Here is a 21,270-nt window from a genome sequence, read left to right on the forward strand (position 1 = left end):
GGTTGCGGGGCCACGCGGCGGACGGCGTATGCGCGTAGGTTCCAGGACATGAGTGCCCGGGATCCCCTCGCCGACCTGCGCCAGATCGCGTTCCTGCTGGAACGGGCGAACGAGGCCACGTACCGGGTCCGGGCATTCCGGTCGGCGGCGAAGACGCTCGGCGCGCTGCCCGCCGCCGAGGTGGCCGAGCGGGCCCGCACCGGCAAGCTGACCGAGCTGTCCGGCGTCGGTGACGTCACCGCCCGCTGCGTGGCCGAGTCGCTGGCCGGCGAGGAGCCGGTCTACCTGCGCCGGTTGCTGGCGACGGAGGGCACCGACCTGGACGAGGCGGCGGCGAAGCTGCGGGACGCGCTGCGCGGTGACTGCCACACCCACTCGGACTGGTCCGACGGCGGCTCACCGATCGAGGAGATGGCGCTGGCGGCGGTCGAGCTGGGCCACGAGTACATGGTGCTCACCGACCACTCGCCGCGGCTGACTGTGGCCCGGGGCCTGACCGCGGAGCGGCTGCGCAAGCAGCTCGACCACGTCGCCGCCGTCAACGAGGCGCTGCCGAAGGGCTTCCGGATCCTCACCGGCATCGAGGTGGACATCCTCGCCGACGGCTCGCTCGACCAGGACGAGAAGCTGCTGGCCCGCCTCGACGTGGTGGTCGGTTCGGTGCACAGCGGCCTCAACGACGACCGGGCGAAGATGACCCGCCGGATGCTGACCGCGATCGCGAACCCGCACCTGGACATCCTCGGCCACTGCACCGGCCGGATGGTCTCCTCCCGGCCCGCCGGGGTGACCGGGCCGGGCGACCGGGGGCACCGGGCGCGTACCCGCAAGGAGAGCGAGTTCGACGCGGACGCCGTCTTCGCCGCCTGTGCCGAGCACGACGTGGCCGTCGAGATCAACTCCCGGCCGGAGCGGCAGGACCCGCCGAAGCGGCTGATCCGCCTCGCGCTGGAGGCCGGGTGCCGGTTCGCCATCGACACCGACGCGCACGCGCCGGGCCAGCTCGACTGGCAGCGCTTCGGCTGCGAGCGTGCCGCGCTGTGCGGCGTACCGGCGAAGCGGGTGGTGAACACCTGGACGGCCGACCGCCTGGTGAAGTGGACGGCCGGCCGTAGCTGAACGTCAGCCCCGGGTGGCCGGCTCGGCGGCGCGGACTGCGGGCGCCACCGCCTCCGGGCGTGGGCGACGCCGCCCGAACAGGCCCTGGGCGACCGCCACACCGACGAGCACCACGAACGCGCCGACCGGCTGGTGCCAGTTCATCCGCTCGCCGAGCACCACCGCGCCGACGAGCACCGCGAACACCGGGATCAGGTACGTCACGGTGGACGCCGTGCTCGCCCCGGCCAGCCGGATGTTGCGCATGTTGATCACGAAGGCGAGCCCGGTGCCGAGCGCGCCGAGCGCCAGCACGCTCGCGATCACGCGCGGGGAGAGGCCGGTCGGCGACGGCGGCGTGCCGACGAACGGCGCGACGAGCGCGAGCTGCGCGGTCGCCACCAGCAGCTGGGCGGCCGACAGCGACAGCCCGGAGTACGCGCTGCCCGCGACGAACTTCTTCTGGTACGGGATCGCCAGCCCGTAGCAGGCCGCCGCGCCGAAGCACATGAGCTGGCCGACGAAGTGGGCGCCGCCCACGCCCTCCCAGACGCCGAGCACCACGAGCACGCCGGCGAAGCCCAGCCCCAGCCCGACCGCACGCCGGACGGTCAGCCGCTCGGTGCGGAACACCAGGACCGCCAGCGGCAGCACGATCAGCGGCGTGGTGGCGTTCCAGATGCCCGCGAGCATCGACTCGACCCGCTGCTCGCCGTAGCCGAACAGCGTGAACGGCACCGCGACGCCGAACGCGGCCACCACGAGCATGTGCGCCCAGACCCGGGGGTCGCGGGGCAGCCGGTCGCGCAGCACGGCAAGCACCACGAGCAGCGTCAGCGCACCGGTGGCCACCCGGTAGAGGGTGAGGTGCACGGGGTGCAGCTCGGTGACACCGACCTTGATGAACAGGAAGCTGGAACCCCAGATGGCGGCGAGCGCGACGAACCCGGGCAGCCAGCTCCGCACCGGCGCGCGGTCAGGAGTGATCTCGACGTTCACCCCTGACACTCTGCCGCAGAGGTACGACGAAGTCGCGCGGTATTCCGGATGCGGGGTCACGTAGGGTCGCCTCGTGGGACGAATCGATGACCTCGCCAACCGGTACGTGGCCGAGTGGGCCCCGCTGAGCCCGACCGGCGCCACCTACGTCGGCATCGCCGGCTACGACGACCAGCTCGACGACCTGTCGCCCGAGGGTTACGCGGCGCGCGCCGACCTGGCCCGCCGCACGCTCGGCGAACTCGACGTGATCGAGGCGGAGACCGAGGCGGAGCGGACCGCCCAGGAGGCCATGCAGGAGCGCCTCGGCCTGGAGCTGGCCCGCTACGACGCGGGCGAGACCGGCAGCGAGGTCAACGTGATCGCGAGCGGGCTGCACGAGATCCGGATGGTCTTCGACCTCATGCCGACCGACGGCGAACAGGCCCGGGCGAACGTGGCCGCACGGCTCAACCGCTTCGCGTCCGCGCTGGACGGCTACAAGCGGACGCTGCGCGAGGCCGCCGCGGCGGGACGGGTCAGCTCGCGGGTGCAGCTCGTCGAGGTCGCCAAGCAGTGCGACGTCTGGGTCGACCCGGAGGGCGACAACTTCTTCCACGGGCTGGTCGAGCGGATCGACGCGGACGGCGCGCTCGGCGCGGAGCTGCGCAAGGGCGCCGCCGCAGCGACCGCCGCCACCGCCGAGTTCGGGCAGTTCCTGCGCACCGAGCTGGCACCGGTGGGCCGGGAGAAGCAGGCCGCCGGGCGGGAGCGCTACGAGCTGGCCTCGCAGTACTTCCTCGGCGCGAAGGTCGATCTGGACGAGACGTACGCCTGGGGTTTCGCCGAGCTGGCCCGGCTGGAGGCCGAGATGCGCGCGGTGGCCGCGCGGATCGCCGGGCGCGGCGCCTCGGTCGACGACGCGGTACGCGCGCTCGACGCCGACCCGGCGCGGACGGTACGCGGCAAGGAGGCGTTCCGGGACTGGATGCAGGCGCTCGCCGACAGGGCGATCATCGAGCTGAACGGCACCCACTTCGACATCCCCGAGCAGGTGCGCCGGATCGAGTGCTGCCTCGCGCCGACGAGCGACGGAGCCATCTACTACACCGGCCCGAGCGAGGACTTCTCCCGGCCGGGACGGATGTGGTGGGCGGTGCCGCAGGGCATCACCGACTTCTCCACCTGGCGGGAGGTGACCACCGTCTACCACGAGGGCGTGCCGGGTCACCACCTCCAGGTCGCCCAGACCGCCGTCCGGGCCGACCTGCTCAACCGCTGGCAGCGGCTGCTGTGCTGGGTCTCCGGGCACGGTGAGGGCTGGGCGCTCTACTCCGAGCGGCTGATGGACGAGCTGGGCTACCTCGACGACCCGGGTGACCGGCTCGGCATGCTCGACGGGCAGGCGCTGCGCGCGGCCCGGGTCATCGTGGACATCGGCATGCACCTGGAGCTGGAGATCCCGAAGGACAACCCGTTCGGCTTCCACCCGGGCGAGCGGTGGACGCCGGAGCTGGGCTGGGAGTTCATGCGGGCGCACTGCCGGGTGCCGGACGAAAACCTGCGCTTCGAGCTGAACCGCTACCTGGGCTGGCCCGGGCAGGCCCCGTCGTACAAGGTGGGCGAGCGGATCTGGTTGCAGGCCCGCGAGGACGCGAAGGCCCGCAAGGGCGCCGACTTCGACCTCAAGGAGTTCCACCGCCAGGCGCTCGACCTGGGCTCGCTGGGGCTGGACCCGCTGCGCAAGGCGCTGGCCCGGCTCTGAGCCGGTGCCGGGTGCCGACGGGGAGTCCCGCCGGCACCCGCCGGGTCAGGCGCCGAGCGTCAGCCGCAACGTCGGCCGGCCGGTGAGCGTGTTGCTGGTGACGTACGCCAGGTCGATGACCGGGTCGGTGAACGTCACCGGGATGGGGAGCGTGACCGGCAGGCCGTCCGGGAACGGCAGGTCCGGCGTCAGCGTCAGCTTGATACCGGCGAGCTTGCCGACGAACCGGGTGCAGTAGAACGCGACGTCGTCGCGGACCGTGAGGCGGTCGGTCGCGTACCGCTGGGTACGGCCCCTGGGACCGTCGGCGACCAGCAGGAAGTCGTCGGTCACCGCCTCCTTCATGCTGAACTTCAGCACCTTGAGCGCACCCTGCTCGGTCTGGAGGTCGGTGATCCCCTCGAACCGCAGCCCGGTCATGGTCACCTTGGAGCCGGTGAGCTTCGACGGCGTCTGGCCCACCTTCGGCAGGCTCGGGTCGGCGGCGATACGCGGCAGGGGCTTGCCGGGTTCCACTTTGCCGGGCTTCGCCGGGTCCACCTTGCCGGGCTTGCCCGGCGCCGGGCACTCGGTCGATCCGGGCCGGGTCGCCGGCTTGCTCGTCGGGGCCGTCGACCCGCTCGCGGTCGGCGTGGGCGACGGCGTCTCGCTCTTCTTGCTGCTGCCCTTGAACAGGTCACCGATCCCCTCGAAGAAGTCGGTGATGATGTTGCCCTCCCGCGTCGGGCTCGCGCTCGGCGACGGGGTGGGCGTCGCCGTGGGCGCGCTCGCGCCGGGCGTCGGCGTGGCGGGCTTCGACGGGCAGGCGCTGGCGGCGGGCTTGCTCGGGGCGGCGGCCTGCACCGCTCGGGGCTGCACGGCGAGGCCGGCGGTGGCGAGGCCGAGCACCACGAGGACGATGCCGAAGGCGCGCGGGTCCGCCGAACGGCCCGCCCACTCCGGCGGCCCGCCGTCGGATCCGGCCGCCTGCCCGTTCACCGACTGCCGAGGGACCGGCCGCTCCCCGCCCGGCCGCTCGGCAGTCGGCTGCTCGACGGCCGGCCGTACGCCGGCCGGCACCTCGACGGTAGGCCGCTCGTCCGCGGGCTGTGCGTCCTCGGGCTGCGTGTCCGCGGGCTGTGCGTCCGCGGCGGTGCCGGGCTCGGCGTCCGCAGCGGTGCCGGGTTCGGCGTCCGCAGCGGCGTCGCGCTCGTCGGCGGCCGGACCGGCGGGACCGGCCGGAGGGGTCGGCACCCAGGCGAACGCGAGCGCGCTGCCCACGATGCCGAGCAGCAGGCCGACGAAGAAGCCGCCGAGGTTGAGCCCGATCAGGGAGTAGACGGTCGTGATCGCCGCGACGATCGAGTAGAACAGCCGCTGCGGCGGGCTGAGCCAGAGCAGCACCCCGCAGGTCACGAGGATGCCCGGGATCAGCAGCGAGAGCAGACCGGTGGCGCCGCTGCTGAAGCTCAGGCCGTTGAGGGTCAACCGGGTGGAGGCGAGCATCTCCACCCCGGCCAGGATGATGAACAGGCCGCCCCAGAACGGCCGGCTCCGCTGCCAGCGGCGGAAGGTACGCCATGCCCGGGCCGCGGTGCCGAGCCGGGCGTGGGACGGGTCGACGGTTGTCACGTACTCCTCCTGGCGGAGCGGGGACGGGGACGGTCCGGCGGGCCCGCGGTGGTCGGCCACCGCGGGCCGTGCTCAGCTCAGAAGCACTCCTTGCCCTTGGCGTCGTCGCCCACGTTGACCTTGAGCCGCAGCCCGACCAGGTTGAACGTCGAGGAAGTGGTGTAGCGGGACACCTGCTTCAGGTCACGGATGGTCACCCGGTCGGAGTTCTGGCCGAACGAGCCGCGCTGCGCCGTCGGGTTGAGGTCGCTGGCGTCGCGTCCGATCTTGATGTTGGTGAAGGTCGCGTTGCCCTCGAGCGAGTCCATCGCGATCACGAGGTCCTTGGCCCGGGCGGGGTCCTTGCCCTCACCGGCGTTGATGGTGAGCACCACCGGCAGGCCGGGCAGGTCGGCGCGGACGGACTGGCAGAGCTTGTACAGCTCGGCGCTGCTGATCTCGGCCATCGCGACCGGGCGGGTCGCGCCGGCCTTCCCGTCCTCGCCCTTCTCGCGGACGATGCCGCCGTACTGCTTGAAGCCCTCACCCTCCAGGCGGTCGGCGCCGATCTTGAACGTCTGCCCGGACACGGTGATGTCGGAGGCGATGGCGCCGGTCGACATGCCGAACAGGATGGCACCGGCGGCGGCCGTGGTGGGCACGATCATGGCGGCGAACCGCCGCCACCGGGTACGACCCTGGTTGTCGAGCCGATTCTGCACGGGGTTCCTCCTCGAACGAATGTGCGCGGCGGCCGGTGGGGAACCGGTGGCCCGCGCCGGGCCCGTCCTCTGTTACCGACGGGTAACGATCGAGCCTGATCGTGCACCCGATGCGGTGCAGCTCACAACCCCCTGATTACCCGGCGGTAACACCGGGGTGAGACAGAGAGGTGACCAGGCGTCACGAAATCCCTGCCCAGGCAGGGCGTGGAGGGCGAAATGTCGCGGCAAACCGGGCATAGATGACGGTGAGCGCGACGGAAAGTCACCGGACATCTCGCCGTTACAATCGAGTAACGAATGTAAAGTAGGTTCGCCCGCATGGGAGATGTTGACGACGGAGGGGTGGGCCGCATCGCGGCCCACCCCTCCGTCGTGCTTCCGGCGTACCGGTCAGCGGCGCTCCACCTCACCGGCGCCCGAACGCTGGGCCGGCACCGACGGATCGTCGGACCGCCAGTTCGTCGACGCCGGCGGGATCTCGTCGTCGAGCGGGCCACCCACGGGCTCCTGGTCCACGCGGGTGGGCGTCGGGTCGGAGGTCGGCGCGTCCGCGCGGTGCCGGGCGCTGCCGTCACCCTTGGGCCGGGTCACCAGCCACACGCCCGCGATCAGGGCGATCAGGCCGAGCACGCCGGCGATGATCGGACCCCAGACACTGATCAGGCCGATCTTGAAACGGTTGTCCTTCACCGTCTCGACGCTGCGGCTGATCGTGGCGTCGTTGTAGTTGAAGTCCGCGTCCAGCAGCACGGTCGGGGCGCCGGTGTCCGGGCGCAGCTCCTTGTACTGCTGCTCGCGGACCTTGACATAGGCGCCGGTCACCGGGTCGACCCAGAGCGTACGGGTGTTGCTGTAGACGACCTGGCCGCTGGTCGCGCCGGGCGCGAACTTGCCCAGCAGCGTCTTGACGCTGTCCTCCGGGGTGTTCAGCGGCTCGTTCTCGATCCGCTGCTCGAAGCGGTACGTCTCGACGCCCTTGATCTTCTCCGTGCCGGTGAACCGCGCCGGGGCCGTCTTCTTCAGGTCACGGTCGAACACCTGGTAGTCACGCTTGCCGGTGCCGAACGGGAACTTGTAGATCTGGCCGGAGTAGCGCACGTTGCCGACCGGGGTCTGCTGCGCGCCGGACTCGTTGAGCCACTGCTCGTCCCACGGCGCCGCCGCGCCGGAGATCCGGTACAGCGCCAGCTCGGTGCTGTACTGGCTGATCACGTCCTGGTTGTCGCCGCGCTTGACCGTCTGGAAGACGTTCCAGATGACCGCGTCGCCCTTCAGCTCCTTGGGCAAGCGGTCCTTCGTGTCCTCCGGCTGCGGGATGACCTCGACGCTGGACACGAGGTCGGCCTGCGGCACGTCGATGCTCACGCCGCCGGCTTCGGACTTGATCTGTAGGAACTTCGCGCCCTTCGCCTCCGCGACGGACGTCGTTGGTTCCAGGTCATAGGGCAGCTTGGTCACGGCGGGGGCCACGTAGAACGGCAGCCCGGCCGCGAAGACCAGCAACAAGACACCTAGCCCGAAGAGCGCGGCGCCCACGCGAAGCTTCACTCATCCTCCTGTAACCTGCCGCCCTACGGTCTGTCGTCCGGGGCACCCGATCCTTAGCATTGGCGGGAGGTTACTCCCCAGTCACCTGCAAAAGCGACCCCCTGGATGTCCAGATGTCCACAGCCACCACGCCAACAATCCCGGAGCCACCGGTAACGGGCCGTCTTCCCGCCCTCGACGCGCTGCGAGCGATAGGCGCGGTGGCGGTCGTCGGTCACCACGTCGGCTTCCAGACCGCCGTCACCATGAACACCACGTGGGGCGGCTGGTTGGCGCGCCTGGACGTGGGCGTGGCGATCTTCTTCGTGCTCTCCGGCTTCCTGCTGTTCCGCCCGTGGGCGCTCACCGTCGCCACCGGGCGCCCACGGCCCCGCGCCAAGCGGTACTTCTGGCGCCGGGCGCTGCGGATCCTGCCCGCGTACTGGCTGGCGGTGGTGGTCTGTTTCGTCGTCCTGCCCGGCAACCACCCGGTGTCGGCCGGTGACTGGCTGCGCCACCTCACGCTCACCCAGATCTACGGCCCGGGCCAGCTCCGCCACGGGCTCAGCCAGACCTGGAGCCTCGCCACCGAGGTCGTCTTCTACCTGCTCCTGCCGCTGCTCGCGGTGCTCGCCGTGGGCCGGACCTGGCGTCCCGTCCGCACCGTCCTGCTCGCCTCCTCCGGCGCGCTGCTGACCGTCGCGTGGATCGCCATGATGGGCGCCGGCTGGCTCGACGGCGCGCTGCACACCATGTGGTTCCCCTCGTACGGCGCCTGGTTCGGCGGTGGCATGGCGCTGGCCGCGGCGCACGTGGCCCTGCGAACCGGCACCGCGCCGGCCGCCTTCCGCGTGCTCGACGACCTCGCCTCGGCGCCGCTCGCCTGCTGGGGTGCCGCGGTCGCGGTGATGGCGATCGCGACGACGCCGATCGCCGGCCCGCGCGACCTGACCAGCCCGACCGCCGTCGAGTTCGGCACCAAGATGGCGCTCTACCTCCTGATCGCCGTCCTGATCACGATCCCGGTGGCGTTCGGCGGCCCGACCCGGGCGAAGGAGGTCTTCAGCACCGGGTCGGCGCGGTGGATGGGCCACGTGTCGTACGGGCTGTTCCTGTGGCACCCGCTGGTCATCGAGCTGATCTACCTGCTCGAGGACCGGCCGCTGTTCACCGGCGAGTTCGTCAACGTCTTCGCCCTAACCATGGTCTTCGGACTGATGTACGCCGCGGCCAGCTACTACGGCGTCGAGCGCCCTCTCCAGACGCTCGGCACGCAGAGCCGCCGCCGGCCGACCGGGCGCGGACCGGCGGCGGGGGCACCGGCCGTCCCGGCCACCACGCCGGGCGCCCCGGCCACCACGCCGGACGTCGCGGCACCCGCCTAGCGGTCACCAGCCGAACACCGAGCGTCATTCGACGACGCCCGGCGGCTCAACGCCGCCGCTCGGGGCATTGCCGGGCGCAGGCCCAGCCCTTAATGTGACGCGCACCGCTAAATTACTTGAGAGTAGGGTTCGCGTGGAGCGTCGCTTCGGCATGCCCGGACACGTGCTGTTCCTCAACTGGCGAGACACTCGCAACCCCGAGGGCGGCGGTTCCGAGGTGTACGTGGAACGGATCGCCGCCGAGCTGGTGGCGCGCGGATTCCGCGCCACCCTGTTCTGTGCCGCGCACCGTGAGGCTCCCGCCGACGAGGTCAACGACGAGGGGATCCGGTTCGTCCGTCGCGGCGGCCGGCACACCGTCTACCTCTGGGCCGCGCTCTGCTACCTGGCCGGGGCGTTCGGCCTCGGCCCGCTCGCCGCGCGCCGGGGCGGCCGGCCGGACATCCTCGTTGACGTCTGCAACGGCCTGCCGTTCCTCTCCCCGCTCTGGGCCCGGCGTCCGGTGGTCAAGCTGATCCACCACGTGCACCGCGAGCAGTGGCCGGTGGTCCTGCCGCAGTGGGCCGCCCGGTTCGGCTGGTGGGTCGAGTCGTCGCTGGCGGTACGTGTCTACCGGCGCTGCCGGTACGTCACCGTGTCCGAGGCGACCCGGCGCGAACTCGCCACCCTCGGCGTACCGCCGGAGCAGGTCTCGGTGGTCTACAACGGCACGCCGGAGCTGCCCCGCACCGACGCCGGGCGCGCACCGTTCCCGCTGCTCGTGACGCTGAACCGGCTGGTGCCGCACAAGCGGGTGGAGGTGGCGCTGCGGGCGGTCGCGGCGCTCGCCGACGAGCTGCCCCAGCTCCGGCTGGTGGTGGCCGGTCAGGGCTGGTGGGAGTCGCACCTGCGCGAGGTCGCCGACGAGCTGGACATCACCGACCGGGTCGACTTCCGGGGCTTCGTGACGGAGGAGGAGAAGGCCGCGCTGCTGGCCTCGGCCTGGGTCGCCCTGACGCCGTCGCTCAAGGAGGGCTGGGGGCTGACGATCGTGGAGGCCGGCGCGGCGGGCACGCCGACAGTGGCGTTCCGGGAGGCGGGCGGCGTCGCGGAGGCGGTGGTCGACGGGCGCACCGGCCTGCTGGCCGACGACATCGACGACTACCTGGCGAAGGTGCGCGCGCTGCTGCACGACGACGAGATGCGTCAGGAGATGGGCGCTCAGGCCCGGCGGCACGCGGCGAACTTCACCTGGCCGGTGGCGGGGGAACGCTTCGCGACCCTGCTGGAGACCGCGGACTCGCCCCGCCGGGTGCAGCGGCGGGGCGACCCGTCCTACCTGTTGCCGTAGACCTCGGGGGCGTACGGGTCCTGCTTACCGGCCCGCTTGGCCGCCTCCGAGGCGTTACGCGCCTCGGTTGCGGCCTCCTCCGCCGTGGCGGTCGCGGCGGCGGAGAGCCCGCCGAGGGCCAGGACCCCGAGCAACGCCGCCACCAGGCCGGACACGACAAGGGTTAGAGCTCTACGCATGCCATTCCTCCAGTGGTGAGACGTGCGAGCGGACGTTACCACGCAGTAGCTCGCCGGCGTAGGGTCGAAAAGGCGGCAGCCATGACCACCAGAACGGCAGTTCCGCACGCGAGCACGACAAGCCAGCGACCGGATCCGGCCCGCTGCGGCGAGCCCGACGCGGCCGGGTTCCGGTAGAGGCTCAGCGACTCCCCCTCGTACCGGAGGTCGAGACCGGCCAGGACGGCCGGGTCCACTGTGCTCGGCGTACCGTGCTGCACCACCACCCAGCGCACGCCGGTGGCCGAGACCGGCCGTCCCTCGGCGAGCACCCGGCGTACCTCGCGCAGGCGCGGATTCTCGCCCGCCACCGCGACGTCGTCGACCACTAGCGTGTCGTCGGTGAGCACGGTTCCCGGCAGGTAGCGGGGCGCCGGGTCCAGCACCACCCGGCCCGGGTTCCACGGATAGGCCCGGTAGGTGGTCAGCGGCAGGGCGAGGATCTCACCCGGGTCGTCGGGCAGGCGCTCGGCGACCGCCTGCCAGTCCGCCGGGTAGCGCACCGGGCTGATCCGGCCGGCCCCGCCGAACGCCAGGTCCGGCATCGCCGCCAACGGCAGGAGCAGCAGCCCGGCCAGCACGATCCCGCCGACCTCCCGGTCGATCCGGGCCACCAGCCGCTCGGCGCCGAGCGCCGCGCACACCACCAGCACGAGGGCGTACGGCGCGAGGAACTTCTGCCCGTCGCGGAGCAGTCCCGCGCCCGGCACGTGCGCCACCGCCCAGCTCAGCGCCGTGTTCCCGCCGGGCAGCACGGCGAGGGCGGCCAGCAGGTACGCGCCGCCGGCCAGCACGCCCAGCCGTACCACCGCGCCCGCCGGCAGCCGGCGCCGCAGCAGGCCGGCGCCGACCACGGCCAGGACCACGAGCACCAGGGTCGCCAGCGGGGCCGGCGTGCCGGACCGGCTGGACGGGGTGGCCTGCACGTTCCAGATGCCGCCGGTGCCCGCGAGCGCGACGAGCGGGCCGGCCCAGTTCTCGGCACGCGCCGCGAACGCCGCCACGCCGGCCGGGTCGGACGTGCCGCCCGCGCCGGTCACCAGGGCCGCCACGATCCACGGGGCGTTGAGCAGCGCGACGCCGCCCACCGCGACCGCGGACAGCCGCAGCCGGGCCCGGTCCGCCGCCAGCACCAGCACCGTCGCCAGGGCGATCAGGCCGCCGGTCGGGGTGATCGCGGCGGGCGCGGCGAGCAGCACCACCCGGGCGAGCGCGCCGTCGCGGCCCGCCCGCAGGTCCAGCGCCGCCCGCACCAGCCAGGGCAGTGCGGCGTACGCCAGCAGCAGCCCCCACTGCCCGATCAGCAGCCGCTCGGCCAGGTACGGCGTCCACGCGTACGCCACGGCGGCGACGAGTTGCACCGCACGCCGTTCGGTCGGCACCAGCCGTCCGGCGCCCACGGCGGCGAACAGGACCGCCCCGGCCAGCGCCACCCGCTGCACCACCCAGCCCGGCACGAGCTGGGTCACCAGCGAGACCAGCGCGTCCATCGGCACCGCCCGGGGCAGGCTCTGCGCCGGGGCCACCAGATCCCAGCTCAGCGGCTGCCGGGGGACGAACACCATGTCGTACCGCAGCGCGTAGCCCGGCGCCGCGAGCGGGGCCAGGATCAACGCGGTGACGACGACCGCCACGAGGTACAGCGGCAGCGCCTCCCGCCACCGCCGGACCGCGGGGCCGCCGCCCTCGGCGGGACGTCCGGTCATTACGGCTTCGGCACCGCCCGGCCGATGGTGATCAGGTTGGTGCACAACCTGACTCCGGGCGTGTTCACGGTCAGCTCGACGGCGGACCCGGCGCCCTCCACCATGAAGAACACGTCGTTCAGCCCGCTCTTGAGCGTGATCTCGCGGGTGGCGTCGCCGAGCTTGAACACCGCCGTCGAGTCACCGGAGCTGACGTAGCCGAAGTGCACCACGTACGGCCACTCGACCAGGTAGCCGTCCATCGGGATCCGGGTGGTCCGGCCACCCTCGGCCAGGTGCCCGCAGCCCTCCACGGTGCCGGGCGCGACCTTGCGTCCCTCGACCACCACCGGACGGATCCGGCCGTTCTCGTCGAACGTCGACGGCTTCTCGCTCATCGTCACGAACGTCGGCCGGCGCTCCGCCGGACGGAAGAAGTGGGACTGGAGGTTGTCCGGCCAGAAGTACCCGGCCACGACCCGGTCCGGCACGATCGTGTCGAAGAAGACGGTCCCCGGCGGTGCGGCGGCCAGCTCGGCCTGCGTGGTGGCCAGGTAGTCCCGCCCGTGCTTGGTGCTCCAGTTGTCGCCGAACCGCGCGGTGCTCCACAGCGTGCCCACGCCGATGGTCGCCAGCAGCACCACCATCGAGACCAGGCCGACGGCGAAGGCGCCCGGCTCCCGCAGCACAGTCGGCAGCGGCCACGCGGACACGTCGTCCTCGTCGTTGTCCTTCATCCCGAGCAGCGCCACCCCGACGCAGATCGCGGCCACCAGCACCACGTCCGCGACGTACCGGGGGACGACGCCGACCAGCGGCCCGAGCGGCCCGCCGAGCCGGGTCACCGCGAACAGCGCCGCGACCAGGCCGAGGTAGCAGGCGAGCAGCAGCCAGGCCCGCCCGGCGGACGGCCGCCGCCGCACCGTGACCACGATCAGCGCCGCGAGCACCGCCCAGGACAGCCACTTCGCGATGTCGTACGGGTCGGACAGCGGCGGCCCGTCACCGGCGTACGTCCAGCGCCACGGCCCGCCCAGCAGGCCCGGCACCACCGTGTCGCCGATCAGGTCGCCGAGGAAGGAGAAGACCTGCCCGACCGAGGTGGGCTCGTCCAGCCCCCGGGCCGGGCGGGTCAGGTAGTACGCCAGGTACGCCCCGGACAGCACGGTGAGCATCAGCCACGCCGGCCAGAACCGCACGACGGTGCTCACCAGGCTGCGCCACGCGCGGCCCTTGGTGAACAGGAACGCGGTCAGCAGGAACAGCAGCGGCACGATGAGCAGTGCCTTGGTGTCGAAGAGCAGGCCGAACACCAGCCAGAACGCGACCAGGACGAGGTGCCGCCTACGGCCGGTGCGCACGTACCGGACCTGGGCCGCCACCGCGAGGACCAGGGCGAGCTGCGGCGGCAGGACGAGCAGCCCGACCAGCCACAGCGACGACACCTCGAGCGTCAGCGGGCTGAACAGGAACAGGCTCAGCGGGACCAGCAGCCCCCAGCCGGGCCGCAGCAGGTCACGGAGCAGCCGGTAGAGGGCGATCCCCACCGCCGCCTGCCCGGCCGCCAGCAGCAGGATCCACGGCCAGCCGGCGAAACCGGCCGCCCGGACCATCAGCCACGCGACCGCCAGCCCGGCCGGCATGAGGTGGTTGTTGAACGTGCCCAGCAGGTAGTCCGGGTCCAGCCGGGTGTCGAGCACCTGCGCGGCGATGACGAACTCGTCCTGCGAGAACCAGCCACGGGCGGCCAGCCCGGCGCGCGACGCGACGGACACGACGATGAGGGCGATCGCGACCGCGCGGACGCGGTCGGCGGCAATCCAGCGACCGATCGGTCCGGGTCCGTCGTCCTCCGCGCCGACGGCTGCCGGATGCGTCTCGGCCGCTGCTTGTGGCATTGACATGGTCGGCAGCCTGCCACACGCTTACACGCCGTGGGGACGGCCGTTCTCCTGATAACGCCCTGCCGCGCCCCCAGGTCGCCACTGCGCGTCCGGTCCGGATAACGTCGCGCGACACGCGTCATGTTGCAGGTGCGCGTACGGCCGGCGGAGACGGGAGCCGAAAATGCGTGCGGACGGGACGACAACGTCGCCGACGGGGACGGACACCCCCGCCCGGGAGACCGGCCGTGCCCGGCAGACGGCGCGGCGGTTCCGGCACCTGACGATCTGCCTCGCGCTCACCGCCCTCGCCTTCCAGCAGGCGCCCGGGCAGGTCGTACCGGACACGAAGGTCGACCTGAACGTCAATCCGGCGGGGTGGCTGCTGCGCTCGCTGCACCTGTGGGATCCCACCGGCACGTTCGGCCAGCTCCAGAACCAGGCGTACGGATATCTCTGGCCGATGGGCCCGTTCTTCCTGCTCGGGACGGAACTGGGCATCGCGCCGTGGATCGTCCAGCGGCTCTGGTGGGCGCTGCTGTTCTGCGTCGCGTACCTCGGTGTGGTGCGGCTGGCGGGCCGGCTCGGCATCGGCAGCCGCACCACACNCGGCAGCCCCGCCGGCCGGATGATCGCCGGTGTCGCGTTCGCGCTGTCCCCGCGCATCCTGACCCAGCTCGGCTGGTCGTCGGTGGAGTCCTGGCCCAGCGCCGTCGCGCCGTGGGTGCTCATCCCGCTCGTGGGACTCGCCCGGGGCGCCCGGCTGCGCCGCGCGGTCGCCGGGTCGGCGGTCGCCGTCGCCTGCGCGGGCGGCGTCAACGCCACAGCCGTCGCCGCCGTGGTGCCGCTCGCCCTGCTCTGGCTCGCCACGCTCCGGCCGTTGCGCCGCCGCGTCACCGCCCTCGCGGCCTGGTGCGGCGCGGTCGCCCTGGCCACCGCGTGGTGGCTGATCCCGCTGCTGGTCCTCGGCCGGTACAGCCCGCCGTTCCTGGACTACATCGAGACCGCCCGCAACACCACCAGCGTCACCGACGCGGTGACGACGCTGCGCGGCGCCTCCTACTGGGTCGCGTACCTGGCGTCCCCGTTCGGCGCGAACATCCCGGCCGGCGCCCGGCTGGCCAACGACACGCTGCTCGTGGCGGCCACCCTGGCGGTGGCCGCGCTCGGGGTGCTCGGCCTGTCCCGGCGCGGGATGCCGCACCGCCGGTTCCTCATCACCGGTCTGCTGCTCGGCGTCGCGCTCGTCGGTCTCGGGCACACCGGCGACCTGCCGAACATCCTCGCCGGGCCGCAGCAGCAGTTCCTCGACGGCATCGGCGCCCCGCTGCGCAACGTCCACAAGTTCGACGTGCTGCTGCGCCTGCCGCTGGCGCTCGGCCTGGCGCACCTGGTCAGCCTCGCCGTACGCGCGTCCCGGACCGCGCCCGAGCAGCGCCGTGGCCGCGCCACGGCCCGGGCCTGGCTCACCGCCGGCACCGCGATGGTCGCGGTCGCAGGCGTCGCCTCACCGGCGCTCGCCGGTGGCCTGGCCACGCCGGGCGCGGTGAAGGACGTGCCGGGCTACTGGCACGAGGCCACCGACTGGCTGGACGCGAACACCGGACGCGGGCGGGTCCTCGTCGTCCCCGGCGCGCGCTTCCCCGCGTACGACTGGGGCAGCACCACCGACGAGATCGCCCAGCCGCTGCTGGACAGCCGGTGGGCGGTCCGCAACGCCATCCCGTTCACCCCGCCCGCCACGATCCGGCTGCTGGACGCGATCGAGTCGACGCTCGCCACCGGCGCCGGTTCGGCGGGCCTGGCCGACCTGCTCGCCCGCTCCGGGATCAGCCACGTCCTGTTCCGCGCCGACCTCGACCACGGCCGCTCGGACACGGCCCGCCCCGCGGTCGTCCGGCAGGCGCTGGAACGCTCGCCCGGCCTGACCCGCGTGGTGTCCTTCGGCCCGGTGCGCGGCGGCTCCGACGCCCCTGACGAGTTCCGCGACCAGGGCCTGGACGTGCCCGGGCGGGCGCTTGAGGTGTACCGGGTGGACCGCGCCGTCCAGCCGGTGGTCGCGTACGACCGTGACGACGTGACCACCGTCGTCGGCGGTCCCGAGTCGCTGCTCGACCTGGCCGCCTCGGGCCAGCTCGGCGCCGCGCCCACGATCCTGGCCGGCGATGCGAAGGCCGGTGAGACCACCGGGCGGGTCGTGATGACCGACGGGCTGCGGAGGCGCGACGTCTCGTTCGGCCGGCTGCGCGACAACTCCTCCCAGACGCTCACCGCCGACGACACCTTCGCGGTGTCCGCGCCCGCGCACGACTACCTGCCCGACTGGGGGCCGGAGTGGTCGACAGTCGCCCGCTTCGAGGGCATCAGCGGGATCCGCGCCTCCACCGCCCGCTCCCAGATCGACGCGACCGGCGGCACCCGGCCCGAATACCAGCCGTACGCGGCGATGGACGGGAACACCGCCACGTCCTGGCGGTCGGCGCCGCACTCGCGCAGCGACAGGCAGTGGATCGAGGTGAACCTGGCGAACCCGACCCGGGTCACCCGGGTGGAGGTCTGGTTCGACCTGAAGGCCGACGCCCTGCCCACCACAGTCACCGTGACCGCCGGGTACGAGAGCCGCACCGTCGAGCAGTTCGGTGACCACATGGTCTTCGAGCTGCCCGGCGTGCACGCCACCCGCAAGGTCGAGGTATCAGTGGACGCCGCGTTCGACCTGCGCCCGTTCGGCGACAAGACGGTCGGCATCACCGAGATCAAGATCCCAGGTGTCCAGACCGGCCGGACCCTCCAGATGCCCGCCGCCCCCGCCACCGACCAGCCCGCAGGCGTGGTCGTGTCGGCGGCCCCGTCCACGCCCGCCTGCTTCACCGTCGACGGCCGCCCCCGCTGCTCCACCGACGCGATCCGCGGCTCGGAGGACGCCTCCACCATCGACCGCACCTTCACGCTGCCGGTGGCCGGGACGTACGACGCGAAGCTGTGGGCGCGGCCGACCCCCGGCCCGGAGCTGAACGCCGCTCTGGACAAGCTGGTCGCCGACGCCCAGCCGTTGCGCCTCGCGCCGCAGGTCACCGCGTCCTCGACGGCGGTGCCCGACCCGGCCGGCCGGCCCGGCGCGGTCCTCGACGGCGACCCGGCCACGAGCTGGTCACCGGCGCTGAACGACGAGGCGCCGATCCTGCGCCTCACCTGGCTCGAACCGCAGGTCATCAGCCGGATCCGGTTCACCGTCGAGGAGGGGACCGCCGCCACCCGGATCGGCAGCGTCCGGGTGGTCGGCAACGACGGGTTCCGCAGCAACCTGCTCACCAACGACGGCGTGCTCACGCTCGACCCGCCGATGCGGACCGACTCGATCACCATCCAGTTCCTCGACAAGCCGTCCGCCACCAGCACCGACCCGTACGGCCTGCGGCTGCCCGAGCCGCTGCCCATCGCTGTCGGCGAGGTGACGGTGCTGCCCCTCGGCACCACTGTCGCACCCCGCCCGGAGACGCCGCTGAAGCTGGCCTGCGGGTCCGGCCCGACGCTCCAGGTCGGCTCGTCCCGGATCACCACCACGCTCACCGGCACCGTCCGCGACCTGCTGGAGCTGCGCGAGATGCCGGTCACCGCCTGCGGCCGTACCACGCCCAAGCAGCTCGACCTGGGCAGCGGGGAGCACCGCCTCGTCACCACCGCGAGCACGCTCGCCACCGCCACCCGCGTCGCGCTGACGCCACGGACCGCGACGCCCGCCGCGGAGGCCACCGCCGGCGACATCGAGGTGGGTTCCTGGTCGGCCACCGAGCGGCGGGTACGGGTGTCCGAGCACTCCGTCGACCGGGTGCTCGCGGTGCGGGAGAACACCAACACCGGCTGGCAGGCGACCGTCGGCGGCACGACGCTCACCCCGCTCGTGGTGGACGGCTGGCAGCAGGGCTGGATCCTGCCCGCCGGTGTCTCCGGGGACGTGGTGCTGCGCTTCACGCCGGACACCCCGTACCGGATGGGCCTGCTGCTCGGCGGCGTCCTGCTGGCGGTGGTGGTTCTGCTCGCGGTGCTGCCGGACCGCCGGCCCGCCGGGGATCGCGCGGTCGCCGTCGCACCGGCGGCCCGGCGACGGCTCACCCGCTCGCTGCCGCTGCTCGCAGTCGGCGCCGCCGCGCTCGTGCTCCACAGCGGTCTGCTCGGCGCCCTGCTGGTCGCGGCGGGCTTCATGCTCGCCGTACCCGGGCCGCGTCGCCTGCCGTGGACCAGTGACCCCCGGCGGGTCAGGAGGATCGCCCGGGCGGCCGAGACGTGGCTCCCCGGCGCGCTCGTGGCGCTGGCCGGGTGGGTCTATCTGGAATCGGGCGACCGGCACACCGACGTGCTGCCGCAACTCCTGACGGTCGCTGCCCTGGGCGCGCTCTGGCTCTCCACGACCGCCCGCCGACGGCCCGTACGCCGGATCAGGCCCGCCTCGGCGGCGGCCCCGGCCGTGCCGGCCCTCCGGACGCCGGAGCCGGCCGCGCAGCCGACGCCCGTCCCCGCCCTCGCCGCCGCGGCCGTCGCCGCTCCCGCCGCCCTCGCCGGTCCAGGCACGGGTCCGAGCCGATGGCCGGACCTCGACGTCGAGCCGGGTCCGGACCGAGACGCGGACCGCGATACCGAGCCGGGCCCGAGCCTGGGGCCGGACCTCGACGTCGAGCCGGCCACGGACCGGGACGCGGGCCGAGGGCCGGACGGCGAGGCCGAGCCGGATACGAACCTGGACGGTCGCGCCGAGCCCGACTCGGACGGGCGGCCGGGACCGGACGTCGCGCCGGGGCCGGAGGACGGCCCGGCGTCCCGCGTCTCGGAGATCACGTGAGCGAGGGCCGGCCGGGCCCGCAGCCGGCGGACGGCCGGAGGACCGGGCTGGGAGCGGCGGGCGTCGCCGTCACGCTCGCCGGTGTGCTGGTCAACGGCCTGGCCTACCTGGTGCCGGTGCTCGCCGCCCGAAAGCTCGACGCGGACGACCTCGGCGCGCTCGCCACCGCCCTCGGCCTCGTGGCCATGGCCGGTGTGCCGGGGCTCGGCCTGCAACTCGCGGTCGCCGTGCACCACGCCCGGCACGGCCCGTCCGACACCCGGCGGCTCACCGTGCTGACCGCCGCCCTCTGCGCGGGGGCACTGCTGGTGGCGACGCCTGTGCTCGTCGCCGCGCTGGACCTGCCGGCGGTGGTACCCGCGCTGCTGGCGGTCACCACCGCCTCGGTGGTGCTCTCGTCGCGTTCGCTCGGCGAGTTGCAGGGCGGTCAGCGCTTCCTGCGGCTCGCCGCCGCGATGGCGCTGCTGGCCGCCGCGCGCTACGGCGGGGTGATCGTGGGGCTGCTGCTCGGTGCGGGCCTGACCGGCGCGCTCGCGATCGGTGCGCTCACCGCCGCGCTGGCGCCACCGGCGCTGGCCTGGCTCACCGGTACGCCCCGGCGTCCCTCGGCCGCCCCGCGCCTGACCGTCGCCCAGGTGACCGCCGGGTGCGGGGCGACGCTGGCGATGCTCGTCGTCTCCTACGCCGATCTGCTCCTGGCCCGGCAACTGCTGCCGCCGTCGGGTTCCGGGGCGTACTCGGTGGGGACCGTCCTGACCAAGGGCGCGCTCTGGGCGCCGCAGGTCGCCGCCGTCCTCGCCCTGCCACGCCTGGCCCGCGGGGACCGCCGCAGCCGCACGGTCGCGCTCGCGGTGACGGGTGCCTGCGGCCTGGTCCTGGTGGGCGCGTCGGCGGTTGCCGGCGGGCTGGCCTTCCGGCTCGTCGGCGGACCCGACTACACGGCGCTCGGCCGGTACGCGCCGCTGTTCGCCGCCGTCGGCGCGCTCTACGCGGTGACGTTCGTTCTGCTCAACGACCGTCTCGCCGGAGGCGTCAGGTGGCCGGCCGCACCGCTGTGGCTGGGCACCGGCGCGCTGGTGACCGTTGCCGCGATCGTGCGTCCGCGTACCGTCGGCGGTCTCGTCGTCGCGGCCCTCGCCACGGCCGTGGTCACGACACTGCTGATGGCCGTGCCGGCGACTCGGCGCCCAGCCAGTCACCCAGCAACAGGTGATCGATCGAGTCCACCCGGCCCAGCGACCGACCGGACGCGATCCGCTCCCGCAGCTCCGCCCGGGTGAACCAGCGCGCCTCCAGCAGCTCCACCCCGTCGACGCGGACCTGCTCGGAGGTGGCGACGGCCCGGAAACCCACCATCAGGCCGGCCGGGAACGGCCACGCCTGCGACCCCTGGTAGGTCACGTCGGTGACTGTCACCCCCGCCTCCTCCGCCAGCTCCCGGCGGACCGCGTCCTCCAGGCTCTCACCGACCTCGACGAAGCCGGCGAGCGTCGAATACGCCCCCTCGGCCGCGCCCGCGTGCCGTGCCAGCAGGCAGCGCCCCGGCGGGCCGGGCGCCTCGACGAGCACGATGACAGCCGGCTCGATCCGGGGGAACAGCAGCCGCCCGCACTCCGCGTCCGCGCAGGTCCGGACGTGTCCGCCGCCACCGGCCACCGCCGCCGCGCCGCACGCGCCGCAGTATCGCTGCTGCCGGTGCCACAGCAGCAACCCCCTGGCGTACGCCTGGACGGCCGCCCCGGCCGGGTCGAGCCGGCCGGCCAGCGCCCGCAGGTCGGCCGCCCGTGTCGCGGCGGCCGCCTCCACGGCGGCCCGCTCGCCCAGCGCGGAGAGGTCGACGGCGAACACCGCGGCGTCCCCGTCGACCCCGAGGAAGACGGTCTCGCCCGCCGCGGCCCGGACGGTCGACGCCCGCTCGCCGGTGAGCCGGACCGGGCCGTCCCCGTCGACCAGGCAGCGGTCCCGCCACAGCGGCAGCACGACGCTCGCCGGGTCGGTCAGCCGCTCGGCCAGCCAGTCCGCGGCGGCGCGCCGCGCCGCCGCCCGGTCCAGCCATCCGCCGCCGTACGCCGGCACCCGATCCTGTGTCCGCACCAGCTCACCGTGCCACGATCCGCACCGCGGCACCGCCCCGAAACGGGTGATCGGTGCGACACCGGCGGTCAACCGACACGACCGCCGGACCGGACACTCCCGGCGGGCCCGAGCGTTGGTTACCGTAGGTGTCTCCCGCGGGGGAAGCGGTCCCC

Annotated in this window: 13 protein-coding genes and 2 pseudogenes; 7 read left to right on the top strand and 8 right to left on the bottom strand. The window is 73.7% G+C overall.

The features are described 5' to 3' along the window. The first annotated feature begins 48 nt into the window (after nucleotides 1-48). Entirely contained in the window at nucleotides 49-1,119 is a 1,071-nt protein-coding gene (locus tag ABD52_RS11660; RefSeq protein WP_047891809.1) for a PHP domain-containing protein, read from the top strand. A gap of 3 nt (nucleotides 1,120-1,122) precedes the next feature. Here the strand turns inward: ABD52_RS11660 and ABD52_RS11665 are convergent, their stop codons facing one another. Further along, nucleotides 1,123-2,097, bottom strand: coding sequence for a DMT family transporter (locus tag ABD52_RS11665; RefSeq protein ID WP_200905181.1), 975 nt, complete (start codon nucleotides 2,095-2,097; stop codon nucleotides 1,123-1,125). A 73-nt stretch (nucleotides 2,098-2,170) separates the two neighbouring features. Here ABD52_RS11665 and ABD52_RS11670 point away from each other — a divergent pair, with 73 nt between their 5' ends. Further along, nucleotides 2,171-3,841, top strand: a complete 1,671-nt coding sequence (locus ABD52_RS11670) for a DUF885 domain-containing protein (protein WP_047891811.1) — start codon at nucleotides 2,171-2,173, stop codon at nucleotides 3,839-3,841. 45 nt (nucleotides 3,842-3,886) lie between these two features. On the opposite strand, the gene ABD52_RS11675 is transcribed toward ABD52_RS11670, so the two are convergent. The 3 genes from ABD52_RS11675 to ABD52_RS11685 form a co-directional block, all read right to left on the bottom strand. Beyond that, nucleotides 3,887-5,452, bottom strand: a complete 1,566-nt coding sequence (locus tag ABD52_RS11675) for a DUF6114 domain-containing protein (RefSeq protein ID WP_047891818.1) — start codon at nucleotides 5,450-5,452, stop codon at nucleotides 3,887-3,889. Nucleotides 5,453-5,529: 77 nt separating this feature from the next. Further along, on the bottom strand, nucleotides 5,530-6,153 hold the full coding sequence (locus ABD52_RS11680; RefSeq protein ID WP_013289072.1) for a DUF6230 family protein: 624 nt from the start codon (nucleotides 6,151-6,153) through the stop codon (nucleotides 5,530-5,532). Nucleotides 6,154-6,546: 393 nt separating this feature from the next. Then, nucleotides 6,547-7,704 carry a DUF3068 domain-containing protein gene (locus ABD52_RS11685; RefSeq protein WP_013289073.1) on the bottom strand — a complete coding sequence of 386 codons (1,158 nt, stop codon included), beginning with the start codon at nucleotides 7,702-7,704 and terminating at the stop codon, nucleotides 6,547-6,549. 113 nt (nucleotides 7,705-7,817) lie between these two features. On the opposite strand from ABD52_RS11685, the gene ABD52_RS11690 reads away from it, so the two are divergent. Beyond that, entirely contained in the window at nucleotides 7,818-9,068 is a 1,251-nt protein-coding gene (locus ABD52_RS11690; protein WP_013474941.1) for an acyltransferase, read from the top strand. 151 nt (nucleotides 9,069-9,219) lie between these two features. Then, nucleotides 9,220-10,398, top strand: coding sequence for a glycosyltransferase family 4 protein (locus ABD52_RS11695; protein ID WP_085983664.1), 1,179 nt, complete (start codon nucleotides 9,220-9,222; stop codon nucleotides 10,396-10,398). Here the strand turns inward: ABD52_RS11695 and ABD52_RS11700 are convergent. Genes ABD52_RS11700 through ABD52_RS11710 form a run of 3 tightly spaced genes read right to left on the bottom strand, consistent with a single transcriptional unit; the run spans nucleotide 10,383 to nucleotide 14,205 of the window. Beyond that, on the bottom strand, nucleotides 10,383-10,577 hold the full coding sequence (locus ABD52_RS11700; protein ID WP_013289076.1) for a hypothetical protein: 195 nt from the start codon (nucleotides 10,575-10,577) through the stop codon (nucleotides 10,383-10,385). The two genes, ABD52_RS11695 and ABD52_RS11700, sit on opposite strands and share 16 nt — an antisense overlap. Nucleotides 10,578-10,612: 35 nt before the next feature. Then, nucleotides 10,613-12,322 carry a hypothetical protein gene (locus ABD52_RS11705; RefSeq protein ID WP_047891812.1) on the bottom strand — a complete coding sequence of 570 codons (1,710 nt, stop codon included), beginning with the start codon at nucleotides 12,320-12,322 and terminating at the stop codon, nucleotides 10,613-10,615. Continuing rightward, a complete protein-coding gene (locus ABD52_RS11710) occupies nucleotides 12,322-14,205 on the bottom strand; it encodes a hypothetical protein (protein WP_013289078.1) in 1,884 nt (627 codons plus the stop codon). Before ABD52_RS11710 ends, ABD52_RS11705 begins: the two co-directional genes overlap by 1 nt. A 163-nt stretch (nucleotides 14,206-14,368) precedes the next feature. Between ABD52_RS11710 and ABD52_RS40730 the strand changes: the two genes are divergently transcribed. The 3 genes and pseudogenes from ABD52_RS40730 to ABD52_RS40735 all read left to right on the top strand — a co-directional run. Then, nucleotides 14,369-14,792 (top strand): alpha-(1->3)-arabinofuranosyltransferase family protein (locus ABD52_RS40730; protein ID WP_235437442.1); only part of this gene is annotated, 424 nt, incomplete at its 3' end. 1 nt (nucleotide 14,793) lies between these two features. Then, a pseudogene (locus ABD52_RS11715) lies at nucleotides 14,794-19,021 on the top strand (alpha-(1->3)-arabinofuranosyltransferase family protein); the annotation flags it as partial. Further along, complete coding sequence (locus ABD52_RS40735) at nucleotides 19,018-20,301, top strand: lipopolysaccharide biosynthesis protein (RefSeq protein ID WP_047891814.1); 1,284 nt, start codon at nucleotides 19,018-19,020, stop codon at nucleotides 20,299-20,301. The pseudogene ABD52_RS11715 and the gene ABD52_RS40735, both read left to right, overlap by 4 nt. Here ABD52_RS40735 and nudC read toward each other — a convergent pair. Beyond that, nucleotides 20,210-21,115: pseudogene (gene nudC / locus ABD52_RS38230) on the bottom strand (NAD(+) diphosphatase); the annotation flags it as partial. The gene ABD52_RS40735 and the pseudogene nudC overlap by 92 nt on opposite strands. Nucleotides 21,116-21,270: the final 155 nt, after the last annotated feature.

The organism is Micromonospora sp. RV43 (genome assembly GCF_001029515.1).
GTDB classification, from domain to species: domain Bacteria; phylum Actinomycetota; class Actinomycetes; order Mycobacteriales; family Micromonosporaceae; genus Micromonospora; species Micromonospora aurantiaca.